The sequence below is a fragment of the Streptomyces sp. NPDC059201 genome (assembly GCF_042754585.1).
Taxonomy (GTDB): Bacteria; Actinomycetota; Actinomycetes; order Streptomycetales; family Streptomycetaceae; genus Streptomyces.
Genome location: NZ_JBHZBB010000009.1, coordinates 220,806 through 237,939, shown reverse-complemented (window position 1 = coordinate 237,939; position 17,134 = coordinate 220,806). Strand labels below are relative to the sequence as shown.

13 protein-coding genes are annotated in these 17,134 nt (G+C 72.8%); 5 read left to right on the top strand and 8 right to left on the bottom strand.

What is annotated here, in order from left to right; genetic code table 11:
• Positions 1-118: 118 nt before the first annotated feature.
• Positions 119-2,848, bottom strand: coding sequence for a phosphoenolpyruvate carboxylase (gene ppc, locus ACFXMG_RS27450; protein ID WP_383817648.1), 2,730 nt, complete (start codon positions 2,846-2,848; stop codon positions 119-121).
• 238 nt (positions 2,849-3,086) lie between these two features.
• Here ppc and ACFXMG_RS27445 point away from each other — a divergent pair, with 238 nt between their 5' ends.
• From ACFXMG_RS27445 to ACFXMG_RS27430, 4 genes are all read left to right on the top strand, one after another.
• A complete protein-coding gene (locus ACFXMG_RS27445; protein WP_383817650.1) occupies positions 3,087-4,070 on the top strand; it encodes an acyl-CoA desaturase in 984 nt (327 codons plus the stop codon).
• Positions 4,067-4,765, top strand: coding sequence for a TetR/AcrR family transcriptional regulator (locus tag ACFXMG_RS27440; RefSeq protein ID WP_383817652.1), 699 nt, complete (start codon positions 4,067-4,069; stop codon positions 4,763-4,765). The genes ACFXMG_RS27445 and ACFXMG_RS27440 overlap by 4 nt, the downstream gene beginning before the upstream one ends.
• 196 nt (positions 4,766-4,961) lie before the next feature.
• A complete protein-coding gene (locus ACFXMG_RS27435) occupies positions 4,962-6,659 on the top strand; it encodes an FG-GAP repeat domain-containing protein (RefSeq protein ID WP_383817654.1) in 1,698 nt (565 codons plus the stop codon).
• A 214-nt stretch (positions 6,660-6,873) separates the two neighbouring features.
• Positions 6,874-8,556 (top strand): FG-GAP repeat domain-containing protein, encoded by a 1,683-nt coding sequence (locus ACFXMG_RS27430; RefSeq protein ID WP_383817656.1) that lies wholly within the window; start codon positions 6,874-6,876, stop codon positions 8,554-8,556.
• Positions 8,557-8,641: 85 nt separating this feature from the next.
• Here ACFXMG_RS27430 and ACFXMG_RS27425 read toward each other — a convergent pair whose 3' ends face one another.
• Positions 8,642-9,484, bottom strand: a complete 843-nt coding sequence (locus tag ACFXMG_RS27425) for a trans-aconitate 2-methyltransferase (protein ID WP_383817658.1) — start codon at positions 9,482-9,484, stop codon at positions 8,642-8,644.
• A gap of 162 nt (positions 9,485-9,646) precedes the next feature.
• Between ACFXMG_RS27425 and ACFXMG_RS27420 the strand changes: the two genes are divergently transcribed.
• Positions 9,647-10,144 carry a MarR family winged helix-turn-helix transcriptional regulator gene (locus tag ACFXMG_RS27420; RefSeq protein WP_383619785.1) on the top strand — a complete coding sequence of 166 codons (498 nt, stop codon included), beginning with the start codon at positions 9,647-9,649 and terminating at the stop codon, positions 10,142-10,144.
• Here ACFXMG_RS27420 and ACFXMG_RS27415 read toward each other — a convergent pair.
• The 6 genes from ACFXMG_RS27415 to ACFXMG_RS27390 form a co-directional block, all read right to left on the bottom strand.
• Positions 10,103-10,873 (bottom strand): LuxR C-terminal-related transcriptional regulator, encoded by a 771-nt coding sequence (locus ACFXMG_RS27415; protein ID WP_383817661.1) that lies wholly within the window; start codon positions 10,871-10,873, stop codon positions 10,103-10,105. The genes ACFXMG_RS27420 and ACFXMG_RS27415 overlap by 42 nt on opposite strands.
• A gap of 260 nt (positions 10,874-11,133) precedes the next feature.
• Positions 11,134-12,273: a galactokinase gene (gene galK, locus ACFXMG_RS27410; RefSeq protein WP_383817663.1), complete on the bottom strand. Its 1,140-nt coding sequence runs from the start codon at positions 12,271-12,273 to the stop codon at positions 11,134-11,136.
• Complete coding sequence (galE, locus tag ACFXMG_RS27405; protein WP_383817665.1) at positions 12,270-13,262, bottom strand: UDP-glucose 4-epimerase GalE; 993 nt, start codon at positions 13,260-13,262, stop codon at positions 12,270-12,272. The genes galK and galE overlap by 4 nt, the downstream gene beginning before the upstream one ends.
• Positions 13,259-14,302, bottom strand: coding sequence for a galactose-1-phosphate uridylyltransferase (gene galT / locus ACFXMG_RS27400; protein ID WP_383817667.1), 1,044 nt, complete (start codon positions 14,300-14,302; stop codon positions 13,259-13,261). The genes galE and galT overlap by 4 nt, the downstream gene beginning before the upstream one ends.
• Before the next feature lie 100 nt (positions 14,303-14,402).
• Positions 14,403-15,086 (bottom strand): LuxR C-terminal-related transcriptional regulator, encoded by a 684-nt coding sequence (locus ACFXMG_RS27395; protein ID WP_383817669.1) that lies wholly within the window; start codon positions 15,084-15,086, stop codon positions 14,403-14,405.
• 176 nt (positions 15,087-15,262) lie between these two features.
• Entirely contained in the window at positions 15,263-17,122 is a 1,860-nt protein-coding gene (locus ACFXMG_RS27390; protein ID WP_383829976.1) for a PQQ-binding-like beta-propeller repeat protein, read from the bottom strand.
• Positions 17,123-17,134 lie beyond the last annotated feature (12 nt).

Sequence of the window (17,134 nt, the reverse complement as noted above, 5' to 3'; positions counted from 1 at the left end):
GGGGGGGGGGGGGGGGGGGGGGGGGGCGTTGGCCCGCGTGCGCCGCCCCCCCCCCCCCCGGCCCGGGGCCGGCCCCCCCCGGAGGGGGGGGGGGCCACTTCCCTTCTTTCCGCCGGTGTCAGCCGGTGTTGCGGAGGCCCGCCGCCACGCCGTTGACGGTCAGGAGCAGGGCCCGCGCGAGCAGCGGGTCCGGGTCCTGGCCGGCCTCGACGGCCGCGCGCTGGCGGTCGAGGAGGGCGACCTGGAGGTAGGAGATCGGGTCCAGGTAGGCGTCGCGGATGGCGAAGGTCTGCTGGAGGGCCGGGTGGGAGTCGAGCAGCTTCTCGCCGCCGGTGATCTTGAGGACCTCCGCCACGGTGAGCTCGTGCTCGGCCTCGATGGTCTCGAAGACGTGCTTGAGCTCGTCGGGGACGAGGGTGTCGACGTAGTGGCGGGCGATCCGCAGGTCCGTCTTCGCGAGCGTCATCTCCACGTTGGAGAGGAAGTTGCGGAAGAAGTGCCAGCGCTCGTGCATCTCGCCGAGGACCGCGTCGAGACCCGCCTCGCGCAGCGCCTTGAGGCCGGAGCCGACGCCGAACCAGCCGGGGACGATCTGGCGGGACTGGGTCCAGCCGAAGACCCACGGGATGGCGCGCAGGCCGTCGAGCGAGACGCCCGAGCCGGGGCGGCGGGCGGGCCGCGAGCCCAGGTGCAGGTCGGCGAGCTGGTCGACCGGCGTGGAGGCGAGGAAGTACGTCGGGAGGTCGGGGTCCTCGACGAAGGCGCGGTAGGCGGCGTGGGCCGCTTCGGAGACGACGTCCATCGCCGCGTCCCAGCGGGCCAGGGCCTCGTCGGACTGGCGGGGCGCGGTGTGCAGCGCGGACGCCTGGAGGGTGGCCGCGACGGTCAGCTCCAGGTTCTCCCGGGCCAGCGAGGGGATGAGGTACTTGTCGGAGATGACCTCGCCCTGCTCGGTGACCTTGATCTCGCCCTCCAGGGTGCCCCAGGGCTGGGCGAGGATCGCGTCGTGCGAGGGGCCGCCGCCGCGGCCGACGGTGCCGCCGCGGCCGTGGAAGAGGCGCAGGCGGACGCCGTACCGGTGGGCGACGTCGCGCAGCCGCCGCTGGGCGCGGTGGATCTCCCACTGGGAGGTGGTGATGCCGCCGAACTTGGAGGAGTCCGAGTAGCCGAGCATGACCTCCTGGACGTCGCCGCGGAGCGCGACGAGGCGTCGGTAGGAGGGGTCGGCCAGCATGTCGTTGAGGATGACGTCGGCGGCGCGCAGCTCGTCGGTGGTCTCCAGGAGCGGCACGATGCCGATCTTGGCCCAGCCGGCGTGCAGGTCGATCAGGCCGGCCTCGCGGGCGAGGACGGTGGCGGCGAAGACGTCGTCGGCGCCCTGGCACATCGAGATGATGTACGACTCGATGACCTCGGGGCCGAAGCGCTCGAAGGCTTCCTTGATGGTGTGGAAGACGCCGAGGGTCTTCTGGCCGTCCGCGTCGAGCGGTGCCGGGGTCGGGGCCAGCGGGCGGCGCGAGCGCAGCTCCTTGGCGAGCAGCCGCTGCCGGTAGTCGCGGGGCATGTCCGCGTACCGCCAGGACTCCTCGCCGAGGCGGTCGAAGAGCTGGCCGAGGGCGTGGTGGTGGGCGTCGGCGTGCTCGCGGACGTCCATGGTGGCGAGCTGGAGGCCGAACGCGGAGAGCGTGCGGATGGTGCGGTCCATCCGCCCGTCGGCGAAGAGGCCGCCGCGGTGCTCGCGCAGGGAGGTCTGGATGAGGGCGAGGTCGCGGATCAGCTCGGCGGTGCCGAGGTAGTCGCGGCCGTCCTGGTGCGGGGTGCCGTGGGCGAGGCGCTCGCGGGTGTTGAGGAGCTTCTGCCGGACGCAGGTCGCCTTGAGGCGGTACGGCTCCTCGGCGTTGAGCCGCTTGTAGCGGGGGCTGATCTCGGGGAGGAGGTCCAGGTCGCGCTGGAGCGAGTCCAGGAGTTCCTGGGTGGCTCCGGTGTAGCGGATGGAGTTCGAGAGCAGGCCGCGCAGGAAGTCGATGAGCTCCAGGGCGTCGGTGATGCCGTGCTCGTGCTGGAGGATCAGGACGTCCCAGGTGACCTGCGGGGTCACGTTCGGGTTGCCGTCGCGGTCGCCGCCGATCCAGGTGCCGAAGGTCAGCGGGCGGGTGCCGGCGGGCAGCTCGTAGCCGACGCGCTCCAGCTCGGCGGCGAGGTCCTCCAGGACGTCGCCGACGGCGTTGCCGTGCAGCTCGTCGAGGTAGTAGATGGCGTTGCGGGCCTCGTCGGCGGGCTCCGGGCGGACGACGCGGAGCTCGTCGGTCTGCCAGATCAGGTCGATGTTCTCGGCCAGCCGGAGGTCGTGACGGCGCCGGTCGGCCTCGATGACCGGGGTCTCAAGCAGGGCGCCGATGCGGCGGAGCTTGTTGAGGACCGAGCGGCGGGCGGCCTCGGTGGGGTGCGCCGTGAAGACCGGGCGCACGTTGAGGTTCTTGACCGTCTCGCGTACGTGGGCGGGGTCGCCGTCCTTGAGCATGTCGGCGGTACGGGCCAGGAGCCCGCCCTCGGCGGCGCGCTTCTCCCGGAGCTCGCGGCCGCGGTGGACCTGCTCGGTGACGTTGGCGAGGTGGAAGTAGGTGGAGAAGGCGCGGACGAGCTTGGCGGCCGTCTCCAGCTCGACGCCCCGCAGCAGCTCGGCGGCGGCGTCCCCGTCCTCACGGGTGAGGCGGCGGACCTTCTCGACGAGGTCGAGGAGCTCGTGGCCCTCCTGGCGCACGAGTGTCTCGCCGAGGAGGTCGCCCAGTCGGCGGATGTCGGCGCGCAGCTCGGCGTTGGTGGTGGGGGTCTGGTCGGCACTGCTCACAGGTGAGGCTCCTTGCAGTGTTCAAGCACGTCTGGAGGGTTCTGGAGGCTTGCGGACCGCGCTGTCCGACGTTCCCAGGATAGGTGTCCATTCCTTGGACGCGGGGCAGCCCCCCGCTTGTGCCCTCTTGCCGCGCGCCGCCGCGCTGCCATACTTACGTCGCCGTAGGTTACGCAGGCGTAGCCTCGGCCGGATCTTTTCCGTACACACCCTCACCCTCACCCCCCAGGGGACACGCATGACCATCACCCCCGAGGTGACCCCGGCGTCCGAGACGGCCGACCCGGGCCAGGCCCTGCCCTCCGCCACGCTCGGCGGGGACAGCAAGGGCTCCGTCGAGCAGTTCGCGCTGCTGCTGTTCATCGTGGTGCCGTTCGCGGCGCTGGTGGCGGCGGTGCCGCTGGCCTGGGGCTGGGGGGTGAGCTGGCTGGACCTGGGGCTGATGACGGCGATGTACTTCATCGGCTGCCACGGCATCACGATCGGCTTCCACCGCTACTTCACCCACGGCTCGTTCAAGGCGAAGCGGCCGCTGCGGATCGCGCTGGCGATCATGGGCTCGCTGGCGGTGGAGGGGCCGCTGGTGCGCTGGGTGGCGGACCACCGCAAGCACCACAAGTTCTCGGACGCGGAGGGCGACCCTCACTCGCCGTGGCGGTTCGGCGAGACGGTCCCGGCGCTCATGAAGGGCCTGTGGTGGGCGCACATCGGCTGGATGTTCGACGAGGAGCGGACGCCGCAGCACAAGTACGCGCCCGATCTGATCAAGGACCCGGCGATCCGGCGGATCTCGCGCCAGTTCGTGCTGTGGACGCTGGTCTCGCTGGCGATCCCGCCGCTGGTCGGCGGTCTGGTGACGTGGTCGTGGTGGGGCGCCTTCACGGCCTTCTTCTGGGGCTCACTGGTCCGGGTCTCGCTGCTGCACCACGTGACCTGGTCGATCAACTCGATCTGTCACGCGGTGGGCAAGCGCCCGTTCAAGTCGCGCGACCGCTCGGGGAACGTGTGGTGGCTGGCGGTGCTGTCCTGCGGCGAGTCCTGGCACAACCTGCACCACGCGGACCCGACCTCGGCGCGCCACGGCGTCCTGAAGGGCCAGATCGACTCCAGCGCGCGGCTGATCCGCTGGTTCGAGCTGGCGGGCTGGGCGTCCGACGTGCGGTGGCCGGCGGCGTCCCGTATCGACGCCCGGCGCCAGACGGCCTCCTCCGACGCGGCATGATGGAGGACGTGGCGATCGACGGCAGTTCCAGCAGCACCAGCGGTACGGGCGGTACCGGAGCGCAGAAGCCCCGGCGGGGCCGCCGGGTGAGGATGACCGGTGCCGAGCGCCGGGAGCAGCTTCTGGACATCGGCCGGACGCTCTTCGCCGCGAAGGGCTTCGAGGGCACGTCGGTGGAGGAGATCGCGGCGAAGGCCGGGGTCTCGAAGCCGGTGGTGTACGAGCACTTCGGCGGCAAGGAGGGCCTGTACGCGGTCGTGGTCGACCGGGAGATGCGCCAGCTCCTCGACGGGGTGACGGGCGCGCTGACCGCCGGCCATCCGCGTGAGCTCCTCGAACAGGCGGCCTTCGCACTGCTCGACTACATCGAGAACTACACGGACGGCTTCCGGATCCTGGTCCGGGACTCGCCGGTGGCGCAGTCGACGGGCACCTTCGCGTCGCTGATCAGCGACATCGCCACCCAGGTGGAGGACATCCTGGGCCTGGAGTTCAAGGCGCGCGGCTTCGACCCGAAGCTGGCGCCCCTCTACGCCCAGGCCCTGGTCGGCAGCGTGGCCCTGACCGGCCAGTGGTGGCTGGACGTCCGCAAGCCGAAGAAGGCGGAGGTCGCGGCGCACCTGGTGAACCTGGCATGGCACGGCCTGGACGGCCTGGAGCAGAAGCCGCGGCTGATAGGGCACCGGAAGAACTGAGCCGGGGGCGGGGCGGCCGGGACAGGGCCCGACCTGACGGATCGTGAAAAGATTCGTTGCCGTATCAACGGTCAAGGCTATGATCCCCCCACATCCGGGGGGTGTTCGCCCTCCGCGCGTGCCCTAATTTGCCGCGCGGAGGCGTTGCGGAGCCTGTCCCGGTACCTGTTCTCACGTTCCCCAGGGGGGGATCACTTTGCGTACCGCCTTCTCCCTGCGCGGCCGTCGCGTCGCCGCCTGCACCGCGCTCGCCCTCTCCGCCGGCATGCTGCTGGCCACCCCCGCGTCGGCCGACGCGCCGACGCCGGCTCCGGTGCTGCCGCGGCAGGCGCCCGCGGAGGTCCTGCCGTCCCAGCCGCTCGCTCCGGCGCCGGCCGCCGGCCGCGCGGGCGCGGCCGCCGTCTCGGCCGCCAACCCGCTCCTGTCCGACTTCGACGGCGACGGTTACGAGGACACCCTCTTCCGGACGCTCAACGACGAGGTCTACGTCGCCACGACCACGAACACGGGGTACGACGGGACCTTCTACCGCAACAACACGGAGCTCGCGAAGGACCTCGTCACGATCGGCGAGCAGAACGGCGGGGGCGGCCCCGAGGTGCTGGTCCTCAACGAGACCGGCACGCTGCGGCTGTACCAGGACTCCACGTACAGCGGCTCGTACAACGAGTCCGTCGTCGGCAGCGGCTGGCAGGTCTACAACAAGGTCACCTCGCCCGGTGACCTGAACCGTGACGGGCGGGCCGACGTGCTCGCCCGCACCCACTCCGGCGAGCTGTTCCTCTACACGGGCACCGGCCGGATGAACGTCCCGCTCTCCACCCGGAAGCGGATCGGCGGCGGCTGGGCCGCCTACGACCAGATCGCCGGTGTCGGCGACACCAACGGCGACGGCGTCGCGGACCTGTACGCCCGTGACTTCACCGGCCGCCTGTGGTTCTACGCGGGCACCGGCAACAGCACCCGGCCGTTCGCCACGCGCAAGTACATCGGCGGCGGCTGGGGCGTCTACAACCAGCTCGTCGCCGCGGGCAACGGCGTGCTCGCGGCCCGGAACAACGCCGGCACGGTCTTCCTGTACCGCCCGCGGGGCGGCGGCGTGCTGTCCGCGCCGCAGCAGTCCGGCCGGGTCGGCGGCTGGCGGGGCGTCGACCAGTTCGCCAACTCCGGCAGCGTCCCGTACACCGGCAAGGGGGGCCTCCTCGCCCGTACGAACCAGGGCACGCTGTTCTGGTACGGCGCCACCAGCCGTGGCGTCCTCGGCCCCCGGGACCAGATCGAGGACCCGGGCGTCTTCGCGAACATCGACTACCACCACTTCTCCGACCTGGACGGGGACGGCTCGTCCGAGATGGCCGTCGTCCACCGGGGCAGGCTGTGGATCGGGAGCCAGGACATCGGCGGCGGCTGGGACGTCTACAACAGCCTCGTCGGCACCGGCGACCTGACCGGCGACGGCAGGGGCGACCTGCTGGCCCGCGACCGCAGCGGCGTCCTGTACCTGTACCGCGGCAACGGGTACGGCACCGCGTTCTCCTCCCGGATCCGGGTCGGTGACGGGTGGAGCGCGTACAACAAGCTCGTCGGCGCCGGCGACTACACGGGCGACGGCCGCGCGGACCTGCTGGCCCGCAGCCGGGCCGGCGACCTGTACGTGTACGCCGGTACGGGCAGGGCGAGCGCGCCGTTCGCGGTCCGGAAGAAGGTCGGCGGCGGCTGGGGCGCGTACAAGCACCTCTCCGCGCCCGGCGACCTGAACTCCGACGGCAAGGCGGACGTGCTGGGCGTGACGTTCGGCGGCACGCTCTACCGTCACATGAGCACGGCGCCCGGGAAGTTCGCGGGGCGCACGAAGCTCGCGACGGGCTTCCAGGTCTACGACCGGATCTCCTGACGCCTCCGGCCTCCGGGCCCGAACGGGGTGTCCCGCGCCGGAGTTCCGGAGCGGGGCACCCCGTTCGCCGTCCGTTCGTCTCGTTGTCGGCGGGGCGGGTTACACTCACGCACACATCCGGGGGGACGTTCGCCCCTCGCACGTCAGTACGCGTGCGAAGGCGTCGCGAACCTCTCCGGACCCCATTTTCTTCGTTTCCCCAGGGGGGGATCCTTTGCGTTCCGTCTTCACCGGGCGCGGCCGCCGCGTAGCCGCCTGCACCGCTCTCGCCCTCTCCGCCGGCATGCTCCTGACGACCCCGGCGTCGGCCGACACCCCGGCGCCGCGCGCCACGGCCGAGCAGCAGTCCCCGTCCTTCACTCCGCCGAAGCTGGTCCGCCCGGACCAGAGCGGTGCCCGCGCCTCCGCCCAGGCGGCCGACTCCACGTCGCCGCTCCTGTCGGACCTCGACCTCGACGGCGTCGAGGACCTGGTCTTCCGCGCCGGTGACGGCATCTACACGACCGCCGGCGGTGGCCAGGAGGTCGTGCTGGGCCGCGTCGACGTCGCCAAGGACATCATCCCGATCGGCAACCAGGGCGGCGAGGCCGAGCCCGAGATGCTGGTGCTGTCCGAGAACGGCACCCTGACGCTGTACAAGGACGTCGCCGACTATGGCACCCCGTACGAGCACTTGGTCGGCGGCGGCTGGCAGGTGTACAACAAGATCACCTCCCCCGGCGACGTGAACGGCGACGGCCGGGCCGACGTGATCGCCCGCACCCCGGCCGGTCAGCTGTACGTGTACCTCGCCACCCGCGACCTGACCAAGCCGCTCGGCACCCGCATCCTCGTGGGCTCCGGCTGGGGCGCGTACGACCAGCTCGTCGGCCTCGGCGACGCCACCGGCGACGGCCTCGCCGACCTGTACGCCCGCGACACCACCGGAACGCTGTGGTTCTACTACGGCACCGGCGACGCGAACAAGCCGTTCTCGACCCGCAAGTCCATCGGCGGCGGCTGGGGCGCCTACAACCAGATCCTGCCCGCCGGCAACGGCAACCTGTGGGCCCGGGACAACCAGGGCACGTTCTACCTGTACGTCGGCAGGGGCAACGGCACCCTGAACACGCGCCAGAAGGTCGGCGCCACCGGCGACTTCGCGGGCATCGAGCAGTTCGCCCTCGCCGGCAACATCCCGTACACGGGCAAGGACGGCTTCCTCGCCCGCGACACGGCCGGCACGCTGTTCCAGTACAGCCCCTCGACGACGGGCACGGTCACCCCGCGCCAGTCCGTCAGCGACGCGGGCGAGTGGAAGAACGCCGTCTGGACGGCCATCTCCTCGCTGAACCCCGACAACGTGCAGGACACCGTCCAGGTCCTCGACGGTGAGCTGTGGATCGACGGCATGTACCCGATCGGTCTCGGCTGGGGCGCCTACAACGCCTTCGCCGGCCCCGGCGACCTGAGCGGCGACGGCAAGGGCGACCTGCTCGCCCGCGACCGCTCCGGCGTCCTCTACCTGTACAAGGGCAACGGCGAGGGCGACAAGTTCGCCACCCGCATCCGGGTCGGCACGGGCTGGGGCGCCTACAACCGGATCTTCGGCGCCGGCGACTACACCGGTGACGGCCTCAGCGACCTGCTGGGCCGCACGACCGGCGGCGACCTGTACGTGCACCCGGGCACCGGCAACGCCGCCTCGCCGTTCAAGCCCCGCGTCAAGATCGGTTCCGGCTGGGGCGCCTACAAGCACCTGGCCGCCGCCGGCGACCTGAACGCGGACGGCAAGGGCGACATCGTCGGCATCACCTCCGGCGGAGAGCTGTTCACCTACCTGGCCACGACCCCGAACAAGTTCTCCACCAAGGCGCGCTTCGGCGGCGGCTTCCAGATCTACAACCAGATCGGCTGACCCACCCCGCCCCGCACCACGACACGACCGCCCCGCACCGGATCCCTCCGGTGTGGGGCGGTCGTGTTGGCGGCCGGGCGTGGGGTCAGTCGGGTTTGCGGGCTACGGCGAAGACGCGGCGGAAGGGGAAGACCGTGCCGGTGGGGCCCGGGGGGTATGCCTCGCGGAGGAGGGTGCGGTAGTCGGCGAGGAAGGCTTCGGTCGCCTCCCGGTCGTCGGCGAGGGTGGTGAGGACGGGGCGCAGCGCCGTGCCCTTGACCCAGTCGAGGACGGGGTCCTCGCCGGGGAGGAGCTGGCAGTAGACCGTCTCCCAGACGTCCGTCTCGCAGCCGAGCGCCGTGAGCCGCGTGAGGTACTCCGCCGGGTCGAGGATGTGGACGAAGCGCCGCCCCTGCTCGCCGAGGCGCCCGCGCCACTCGGGGCGGGCGCAGAGCTCGCCGAGGAGGGCGTGGCTGGGGGCGGTGAAGTTGCCGGGGACCTGGAAGGCGAGGGTGCCGCCGGGCCGGAGCCCGTCGATCCAGCCGGCGAAGGACTCGGGGTGGTTGGGGACCCACTGGAGCGCCGCGTTGGAGACGATCAGGTCGTAGGGCTCGGTGGGGGTCCAGTGCGCCGCGTCGGCGGCGCGGAAGTCGAGCCAGCCGCCGCCCGACGTGGTGCCGGCCCAGTCCTTCTCGGCGCGTTCGAGCATCTCGGGCGAGAGGTCGAAGCCGGTGATGTGCGCGTCGGGCCAGCGCTCGGCGAGGAGGGCCGTGACGTTGCCGGGCCCGCAGCCGAGGTCGGCGACGCGGGCGGGCCGGCCGTGCTCCGGGAGCCGCGGTATTCGGTGGAGGAGGTCGAGGAAGGGGCGGGTGCGGTGGGTGGAGTGGCGGAGGTACTGCCGCGGGTCCCAGACCGGTGCGGCGGATTCCACGGAATGCACGGAATGCATGTTCGAAGCTCCCTTGCAGGCGTGAGGCGGCGAAGCGGAACCGGCTTCCGGCCGGGTCCCTTCCCCCCTGCCCCGCCAACTATATCTTGATGCCAAGATTCATCACATCGAGAAACTCGAATGCAAGAGACTTTATGTCAACAGACCCACTACACTGATCACATGGAGGACGAGGTCGACCGACTGGTCGCTGCATGGCGCCGTGAGCGCCCGGACCTCGACGTGGAACCGTTGGAGGTCCTCAGCCGCGTCTCCCGGCTGGCCCGGCACCTCGACCGCGCCCGCCGGCTCGCCTTCTCCGAGCACCACCTGGAGCCGTGGGAGTTCGACGTCCTCACCTCGCTGCGCCGCGCCGGAGCCCCGTACCAGCTCTCCCCCGGCCAGCTCCTCACCCAGACCCTGGTCACCTCCGGCACCATGACCAACCGCATCGACCGGCTCACCAAGAAGGGCCTGGTCGAGCGGCTGCCCGACCCCAGCGACCGGCGCGGGGTCCTGGTCCGCCTCACCCCCGAGGGACGCGACCGCGCCGACGAGGCGCTCGCCGGTCTGCTCGCCCAGGAGCGCGCCATCCTCGCCCAGCTCTCCCGCCCGCAGCGCGCCGAGCTCGCCGCCCTGCTACGCCGGCTGACCGCCCCGTTCGACAACGTCCCCGGCTAGCTCCGGCAGGGCCGCGGGGCCCACGCCCGCCCGCCGGGCCAGCGCCACCGCCGCCAGGGTCGAGTGGACGCCCAGCTTCCCCAGCACGTTCTGCATGTGCGTCCGCACGGTGTGCGGGGAGAGGAAGAGCCGCTCGGCGACCGCCTTGCGGCCCAGACCCGCCACCATGCAGCGCAGCACCTCCCGCTCGCGCGGGGTCAGCGACTCCACCAGGCGCTCGCTCTCCGTCCGGTGCCTCCGCGCCGCGGTCAGCTCCCGCAGCACCCCCGTCAGCAGCGCCGGCGGCAGATGCGTCTCGTCCCGCAGGACCCCGCGGACGACCGCGAGGAGCCGCTGGAGCGAGCAGTCCTTCGCCACCCAGCCACAGGCCCCCGCCTGGAGCGCCAGCGCCGCGCGGCGCGCGTCGTCCCGCTCGGCGAGCACCACCGTACGGACCGCGGGCTGCACCTTGCGCACCCCCGCGACCAGCGAGATCCCGTCCACGACGGGCTCCCCGTCCGGCCCAGACGGTACGGCCGCCGGGGCCGAGGGCACCGCGCCCAGATCGGCGTCGACGAGCAGCACGTCGAACCGGCGCCCCTCCGCGAGCCCCCGGTCCAGACAGCGCATGGCGGCGGGACCGCTGCCCGCCGCGGCGACGTCGACGTCCGGCTCGGCCGCGAGCGCGGCGGCCAGCGACTCGGCGAAGACGCGGTGGTCGTCCACCACCAGGACCCGGATTCGTGCCACGGACAACCCCCAAGAGTCGAGGAGAGACCGGCGCGGTACGGCGCCGGGGGCGGGTCCGTCCGGCGCACGGCCGCCGCCGTGCCCTGACTGCTTACCCCGCTGCCCCGGCGCCGTACCCGACGGGTCTCGCCCCCTGAACGGCACCGGCCCCCACCGGCGCTGCCCCACAGAGTAGGGGCGGGAAGGCACCGTGGGGGCCGATTGGCGGAAGTGTCCGAAGTCGACCGTCCGTGTGGCCTGGGGACCACATCTGAACGACGTCAGAGGCGGCGGGCGCCCGCCGAGGGGACGGCCGGGAAGATCCCCGGCTCCGCGTACCCGGCCCCGGCGAACGCCTTCCGCACAGCCGCCGCGATCTCCTCGGTCCGGTCCGCCTCGGCCAGGACCACCGCCGAGCCGCCGAAGCCGCCGCCGGTCATCCGGGCGCCGAGCGCCCCGGCCGCGTTCGCCGCCTCGACGACCAGGTCCAGCTCCGGGCAGGAGACCCGGAGGTCGTCCCGGAGCGAGGCGTGGCCCTCGGTGAGGACCGGGCCGACCGCGCGGGTCTCCCCGGCGTCGAGCAGGGCGATCACCCGGACCACCCGGTCGTTGTCCGAGACCACGTGCCGGACGTACCGCAGAATCGTCCCGTCGCTCAGCCGGTCGAGCGCGGCGGGCAGATGCGCGGCGTCCACGTCGCGCAGGGCGCGCACCCCGAGCGCCCGCGCGCCCGCCTCACAACCGGCGCGCCGCTCCGCGTACGCGCCGTCCCCGAGCGCGTGCTTCACCCGGGTGTCGACGACCAGCAGGGCCAGCCCCTCGGCGGCGAGGTCGAAGGGCACCTGCCGGTACGACAGGTCCCGGGTGTCCAGGTGGAGGGCGTGGCCCTCCTCGGCGCAGGCGGAGGCCATCTGGTCCATGACCCCGCAGGGCACGCCGACGAAGGCGTTCTCGGCCCGCTGGGCGATCCGGGCCAGCTCGGGCCGGGCGAGCCCGAGGCCGAAGAGGTCGTTCAGGGCGAGCGCGGTGACGACCTCCAGGGCGGCCGAGGAGGAGAGCCCGGCGCCGGTCGGCACGGTGGAGGTGAGGTGGATGTCGGCGCCGGTCACCGGGTGCCCGGCCGCGCGCAGCGCCCAGACGACGCCCGCCGGGTAGGCGGCCCAGCCGCCGCCGGAGAGCGGTTCGAGGGCGTCGACGCCGAGCTGGACGATGCCGCCGTCGATGTCGGCCGAGTGCAGGCGCAGGACGCCGTCGTCGCGGCGGGAGACGGCGGCGACGGTGGTGTGCGGCAGGGCCAGCGGCAGCACGAAGCCGTCGTTGAAGTCGGTGTACTCCCCGATGAGGTTGACCCGCCCGGGGGCGGCCCACACACCGTCGGGCGCGGCGCCGTACAGCGCCTCGAAGTCGGCGGCGACGCTCACGCGCGGTCTCCTTCCCGCTGCCGGGCGAAGGCCCAGGCGTCGGCGACGACGTCCGCGAGGTCGGGGCGGGACGGCGTCCAGCCGAGCCGCTCGCGGGCGGCGTCGGCGGAGGCGACTAGGACGGCCGGGTCGCCGGGGCGGCGGGGGGCGGCGAGCTCCGGGACCGGGTGGCCGGTGACCTTGCGGACGGTCTCGATCACCTCGCGGACGGAGAAGCCGTTGCCGTTGCCGAGGTTGCAGACGAGGTGCTCGCCCGCCGGGACGGAGCCCTCCGTCATCGCGTCGAGCGCGAGGACGTGGGCCTCGGCGAGGTCGGCGACGTGGATGTAGTCGCGGACGCAGGTGCCGTCGGGGGTCGGGTAGTCCTCGCCGTAGACCGAGATGGACTCTCGGCGGCCGAGGGCGACCTGGAGGACGAGCGGGATCAGGTGCGACTCGGGCTCGTGGCGCTCGCCGAGTCCGCCGTACGCCCCCGCGACGTTGAAGTAGCGCAGGGAGGCGGCGGCGAGGCCGTGGGCCGCGCACTCGCCGGTGATCATGTGGTCGACGGCCAGCTTGCTCGCCCCGTAGGGGCTGGTGGGGGCGGTCGGCGCGGACTCGGTGATCGGCACGGTCTCCGGCTCGCCGTAGGTGGCGGCGGTGGAGGAGAAGACGAGCTTGCGGACGCCGGCCGTACGCATCGCGGCGAGCAGCGCCATGGTGCCGCCGACGTTGTTCTCCCAGTACTTCTCCGGCTTGGCGACGGACTCGCCGACCTGGGAGAACGCGGCGAAGTGCAGGACGCCGTCGTAGGAGCCGTCGAGCCACCGGGCGGCGTCCTGGACGCGGCCCTCGATGAACTCGGCGCCGGCCGGGACGCCCTCGCGGAAGCCGGTGGAGAGGTCGTCGAGGACGGTGACCCGGTGGCCCCGCTCCAGGAGGTGGGCGGCGACCACGCCGCCCACATAGCCCGCCCCGCCCGTGACCAGGTACTTCCTGGAAGTCGTCATGCGCTTGCCACCTCTCGGATGCGCCGGGCCGCGTCCTCCGGCCGGATGTCGTTCATGAACGCGCCCATGCCGGACTCGGTGCCCGCGAGGAACTTCAGCTTGCCGGAGGCGCGCCGGACGGTGAACAGCTCCAGGTGCAGTCCGAAGTCCTCCCGCCGCTCGTCCGTGAACGGCGCCTGGTGCCAGGCGGCGATGTAGGGCGTGGGCGGCTCCGCCGGGCCGAAGATCCGGTCGAAGCGCCTCAAGAGTTCCAGATGGACCTGTGGGAACTCCGTCCGCGCGGCCTCGTCGAGGGCGAGCAGGTCGGGCACCCGCCGCTGGGGGTGGAGATGGACCTCGTACGGCCACTTGGCGGCGTACGGCACGAAGGCGATCCAGTGCTCGGTCTCCAGGACCACCCGCTCGCCGTCGGCGCGCTCGCGGGCGACGAGGTCGTCGAAGAGGTTCCGGCCGGTGGCGCGGCGGTGCTCGTCGATCCGGCGCCGCGTGTGGGCGGTGCGGGGGGTGACGTACGGGAAGGCGTAGATCTGGCCGTGCGCGTGGGGCAGGGTGACGCCGATCTCCTGGCCCCGGTTCTCGAAGCAGTAGACCTGCTGGACGCCGGGGAGGGCGGAGAGTTCGGCGGTGCGGTCGGTCCAGGCGTCGAGGACGAGGCGGGCCCGCTCCTCGGTGAGGTCGGCGAAGGAGGCGGTGTGGTCGTCGGTGAAGCAGACGACCTCGCAGCGGCCGGCGCCGCCGGAGAGGGAGGGGAAGCGGTTCTCGAAGACCGCGACCTCGTAGCCCTCCTCGGGGATCTCGCTCTCGCGCCCGTCGCGGGCCGGGCAGAGCGGGCAGGCGTCGGCGGGCGGGAGGTAGGTGCGGCCCTGCCGGTGGGAGGCGACGACGACGTGGTCGCCGGTCAGCTCGTCGTACCGGATCTCGGAGCGGGAGGTGACGGGGGTGAGGGGGCGCGGGTCGACGGCGGTGCGGACGACGTCGTCGCGGCTGTCGTAGTAGATCAGCTCGCGCCCGTCGGCGAGCGTGGTGACGGTCTTCTTCACGGGGGTGCCCTCCGGGCGCGATCAAACAGAACCACGCACAAAGAACCACAACCGAACATCGAGGTCAAGGGCGGAACCAGCCGCCCCGCGCCTCCATGGCTCAGTACGGCCTGCGCTGCCCCGGTACCGCCCGCTCCAGGAGGCCCGTGCGGGCCGCCAGCGCCGCCGCCTCCAGCCGGGATCCGACGCCCAGCTTCATCAGCACCCGCTGCACGTGCGTCCGCGCCGTGCTCGGCGCGATCCCCATCCCCGCCGCGATCAGCCGGGTGTCCTCCCCCTCCGCGACCCGCACCAGGACCTCCACCTCCCGGTGGGTCAGCAGCCGCAGCAGCCGCTGCCCCTCGTCGTCCGGCTGCGCCGCCGGGTTCAGCAGCTCGGCGAAGGCGCCCGCGAGCAGCTGCGGCGCCACCGCCGCCTCCCCCGCCCGGGCCTTCAGCAGCGCCCGCTCGACGCCCTCGATCCGCTCGTCGTGCCGGACGTACCCCGACGCCCCGGCCGCGAAGGCCGCCGCGATCCCGCGCGGCGACGGCACGGGACCCAGCACCACCACGGCCACCTGCGGCCGCTCCCGCTTGATCCGCGCGATCGGCTCGAAGGCGCCGGGCGCGGCCGGCGCGGCCGTGCCGAAGAGGCAGACCTCCGGTGCCCGGCCCACCACGACCTCCGCCGCCCCCGCCGTCGGCGCGGCCGCCGCGAGCACCCGGTGCCCGCGCAGCTTCAGTGCCGAGGCGAGCGCCTCCGCGAGCAGGCGGTGATCGTCCACGACCACGAGCCGAACGCCCATCCCGTCATCCCCCATCCCCCGGGCGTGCCGTCCCCGGCACCTCTGACCCGGCAAGCTACACGCTCCCCCGCCTCACGGTCCGTCAACCTCGGTCCCACGAAGGGAGGATGTCTCGTCCGCACATGCGCGAAGGGCCTCCCCGGCCGGCCGGGGAGGCCCTTCGCGCGCGCGTGGGGTCAGTTCTTGGTGCTGAACGAGACCGCCAGGTACTTCTTGCCGAAGGAGGCGTCGGACTCGCGGGTCTTGCTCGCGTAGGTGGCCGAGATGAAGAAGCGGCCGTCGCCGTAGAGGAGTTCGGCGCCGGTGATCGAGAAGCTGGTCTCGATGTCCCGGTTGCCCTTGTCCGACGGGTTCTCCAGGAGCAGGGTCTCCTTCATCGTCCCCGCGTTGACGGAGACGAGCTGCCCGCCCTTGGAGTACGGCGGGACCTTGTACGCGATGAGGTCGCCGCCGTCCATGCGCAGCGGCATCAGCGTGTAGCCGTCGCCCGCGTCGGCCTTCTCGGGCGCCGTCCGGCCGTTGGCGAGGTCGAAGGCGATGATCTCGTTGGTCTCGTCGCCGTACTCGCCGGTCGAGCCCTCGTGCTCCTCGGTCGGGACGTAGAGCCGGTCGTCGCCGACGAGGACCTGCGAGCAGTCCTCCACCGAGGTCGAGCCGCAACGGGCCGCGTAGCGGTCCGCGTTGGCCGCGATCTTCGTCCGCAGCTTCCCGGTCTTCTCGTCGATCGAGAAGAAGTCCGAGATGCCGCTGCCGTCGTCGGCGGCGTCGCCGACGTTGGCCGCGACCACCAGCGGCTTGGTCGAGACGACCGCCGCGTACTTCACGCCCTGCGGCATCTTGAACTGCGAGAGCGGCTTGCCCGAGACCGGGTCCAGGTTCTGGACGAGGACGGACTCGGCGCCGTACGAACCGCACTTGCGGACCGCGACGAGGCCGGCGCCGCCGCCGTACCCCATGTCGTAGCAGTTCTGGTCGTTGGACTGCGGCTTCCAGCGCACCTTGCCGGTCGCCGCGTCGAAGGCGGCGCCGCCGTCGGTGCCGCCGGCCGCGACGGTCCCGCCGCTGAGCGTCACCTCGCTGAAGCGGGCCTTCTCGTCGCCGCCGCCGCTGACCGAGGCGGACCAGAGCAGCTTGCCGGTGTTCAGGTCGACCATGCCGACCTGGTTGCAGCTCTGGTAGTAGCGGGGCGCGACGCGCTTGGACTCCTCGAAGAGGACCGGCACCTTGTTGTCGGCGGTCTTGTGCCGGGACGCGCCGCAGACCTGGCCGGCCAGCGGGAGGGTCCAGGAGACCGTGCCCTTGTCGATGTCGTAGCCGACGATCGAGTTGACGCCGGTCTTCACGAAGGTCTTGTCGGTGAGCCAGGAGCCGTCGACGGGCGTGGTGTCGGGCACCTTCGGCACGTCGATGCGGAACGCCAGACGGGAGTTGGTCTTCCCGCCCGGCTTCTCCTTGCCGTCGCCGCCCAGACCGCTGCCGGAGCCGCCGCCGTCACCGCCGCCCGCGCCGCCGTCACCGCCCCCGTTCGGGGACTGGCTCGTGCCCGGGGGCTTGGCGTCCGGGGGTGCGTCCGAGCCGGAGTTGGCGTACCAGATGCCGCCGCCGACGATCAGGGCGACGGCCACGACGGCCGCGACGATGATCTGCGTCTGCGCGGACATCTTCCGGCCGCCGCCCGGCGCGGCGGCCGGAACCTGCTGCTGCGGCGCGGTCGGGTAGCCGTACGGCTGCTGGGGCTGCTGCGGCTGGTTCGGGTAGCCGTACGGCGGCGGCACCGGCTGCTGGTACCCGGGCTGCTGCTGAGGCTGCTGGTACGGCTGCTGCTGCGGGGGCTGCTGTGGCTGCTGCTGCGGGTAGCCGTAGCCGGGCTGCGGGTTCGCCGGCGGGGTCGGGTAGCCGTAGCCAGGCTGACCCTGCGGCTGCTGCGGCGGCGGGGGCGTCGGCGCGCCGAAACCGCCCGGCGGCGGGTAGCCGCCAGGGGGCTGGTTCGGCGGCGGGCCCGGCGGCTGGTTCGGCGGCGGGGGTGGCTGGGTCATCGGTCCGCGTCC

Bases quoted from the DNA above. Each gene is read 5' to 3' on its own strand.
- ACFXMG_RS27445 (WP_383817650.1), top strand. From the start codon at position 3,087: ATGACCATCACCCCCGAGGTGACCCCGGCGTCCGAGACGGCCGACCCG.
- ACFXMG_RS27440 (WP_383817652.1), top strand. From the start codon at position 4,067: ATGATGGAGGACGTGGCGATCGACGGCAGTTCCAGCAGCACCAGCGGT.
- ACFXMG_RS27425 (WP_383817658.1), bottom strand. From the start codon at position 9,484: ATGCATTCCGTGCATTCCGTGGAATCCGCCGCACCGGTCTGGGACCCG.
- ACFXMG_RS27420 (WP_383619785.1), top strand. From the start codon at position 9,647: ATGGAGGACGAGGTCGACCGACTGGTCGCTGCATGGCGCCGTGAGCGC.
- galE (WP_383817665.1), bottom strand. From the start codon at position 13,262: ATGACGACTTCCAGGAAGTACCTGGTCACGGGCGGGGCGGGCTATGTG.
- ACFXMG_RS27395 (WP_383817669.1), bottom strand. From the start codon at position 15,086: ATGGGCGTTCGGCTCGTGGTCGTGGACGATCACCGCCTGCTCGCGGAG.
- ACFXMG_RS27390 (WP_383829976.1), bottom strand. From the start codon at position 17,122: ATGACCCAGCCACCCCCGCCGCCGAACCAGCCGCCGGGCCCGCCGCCG.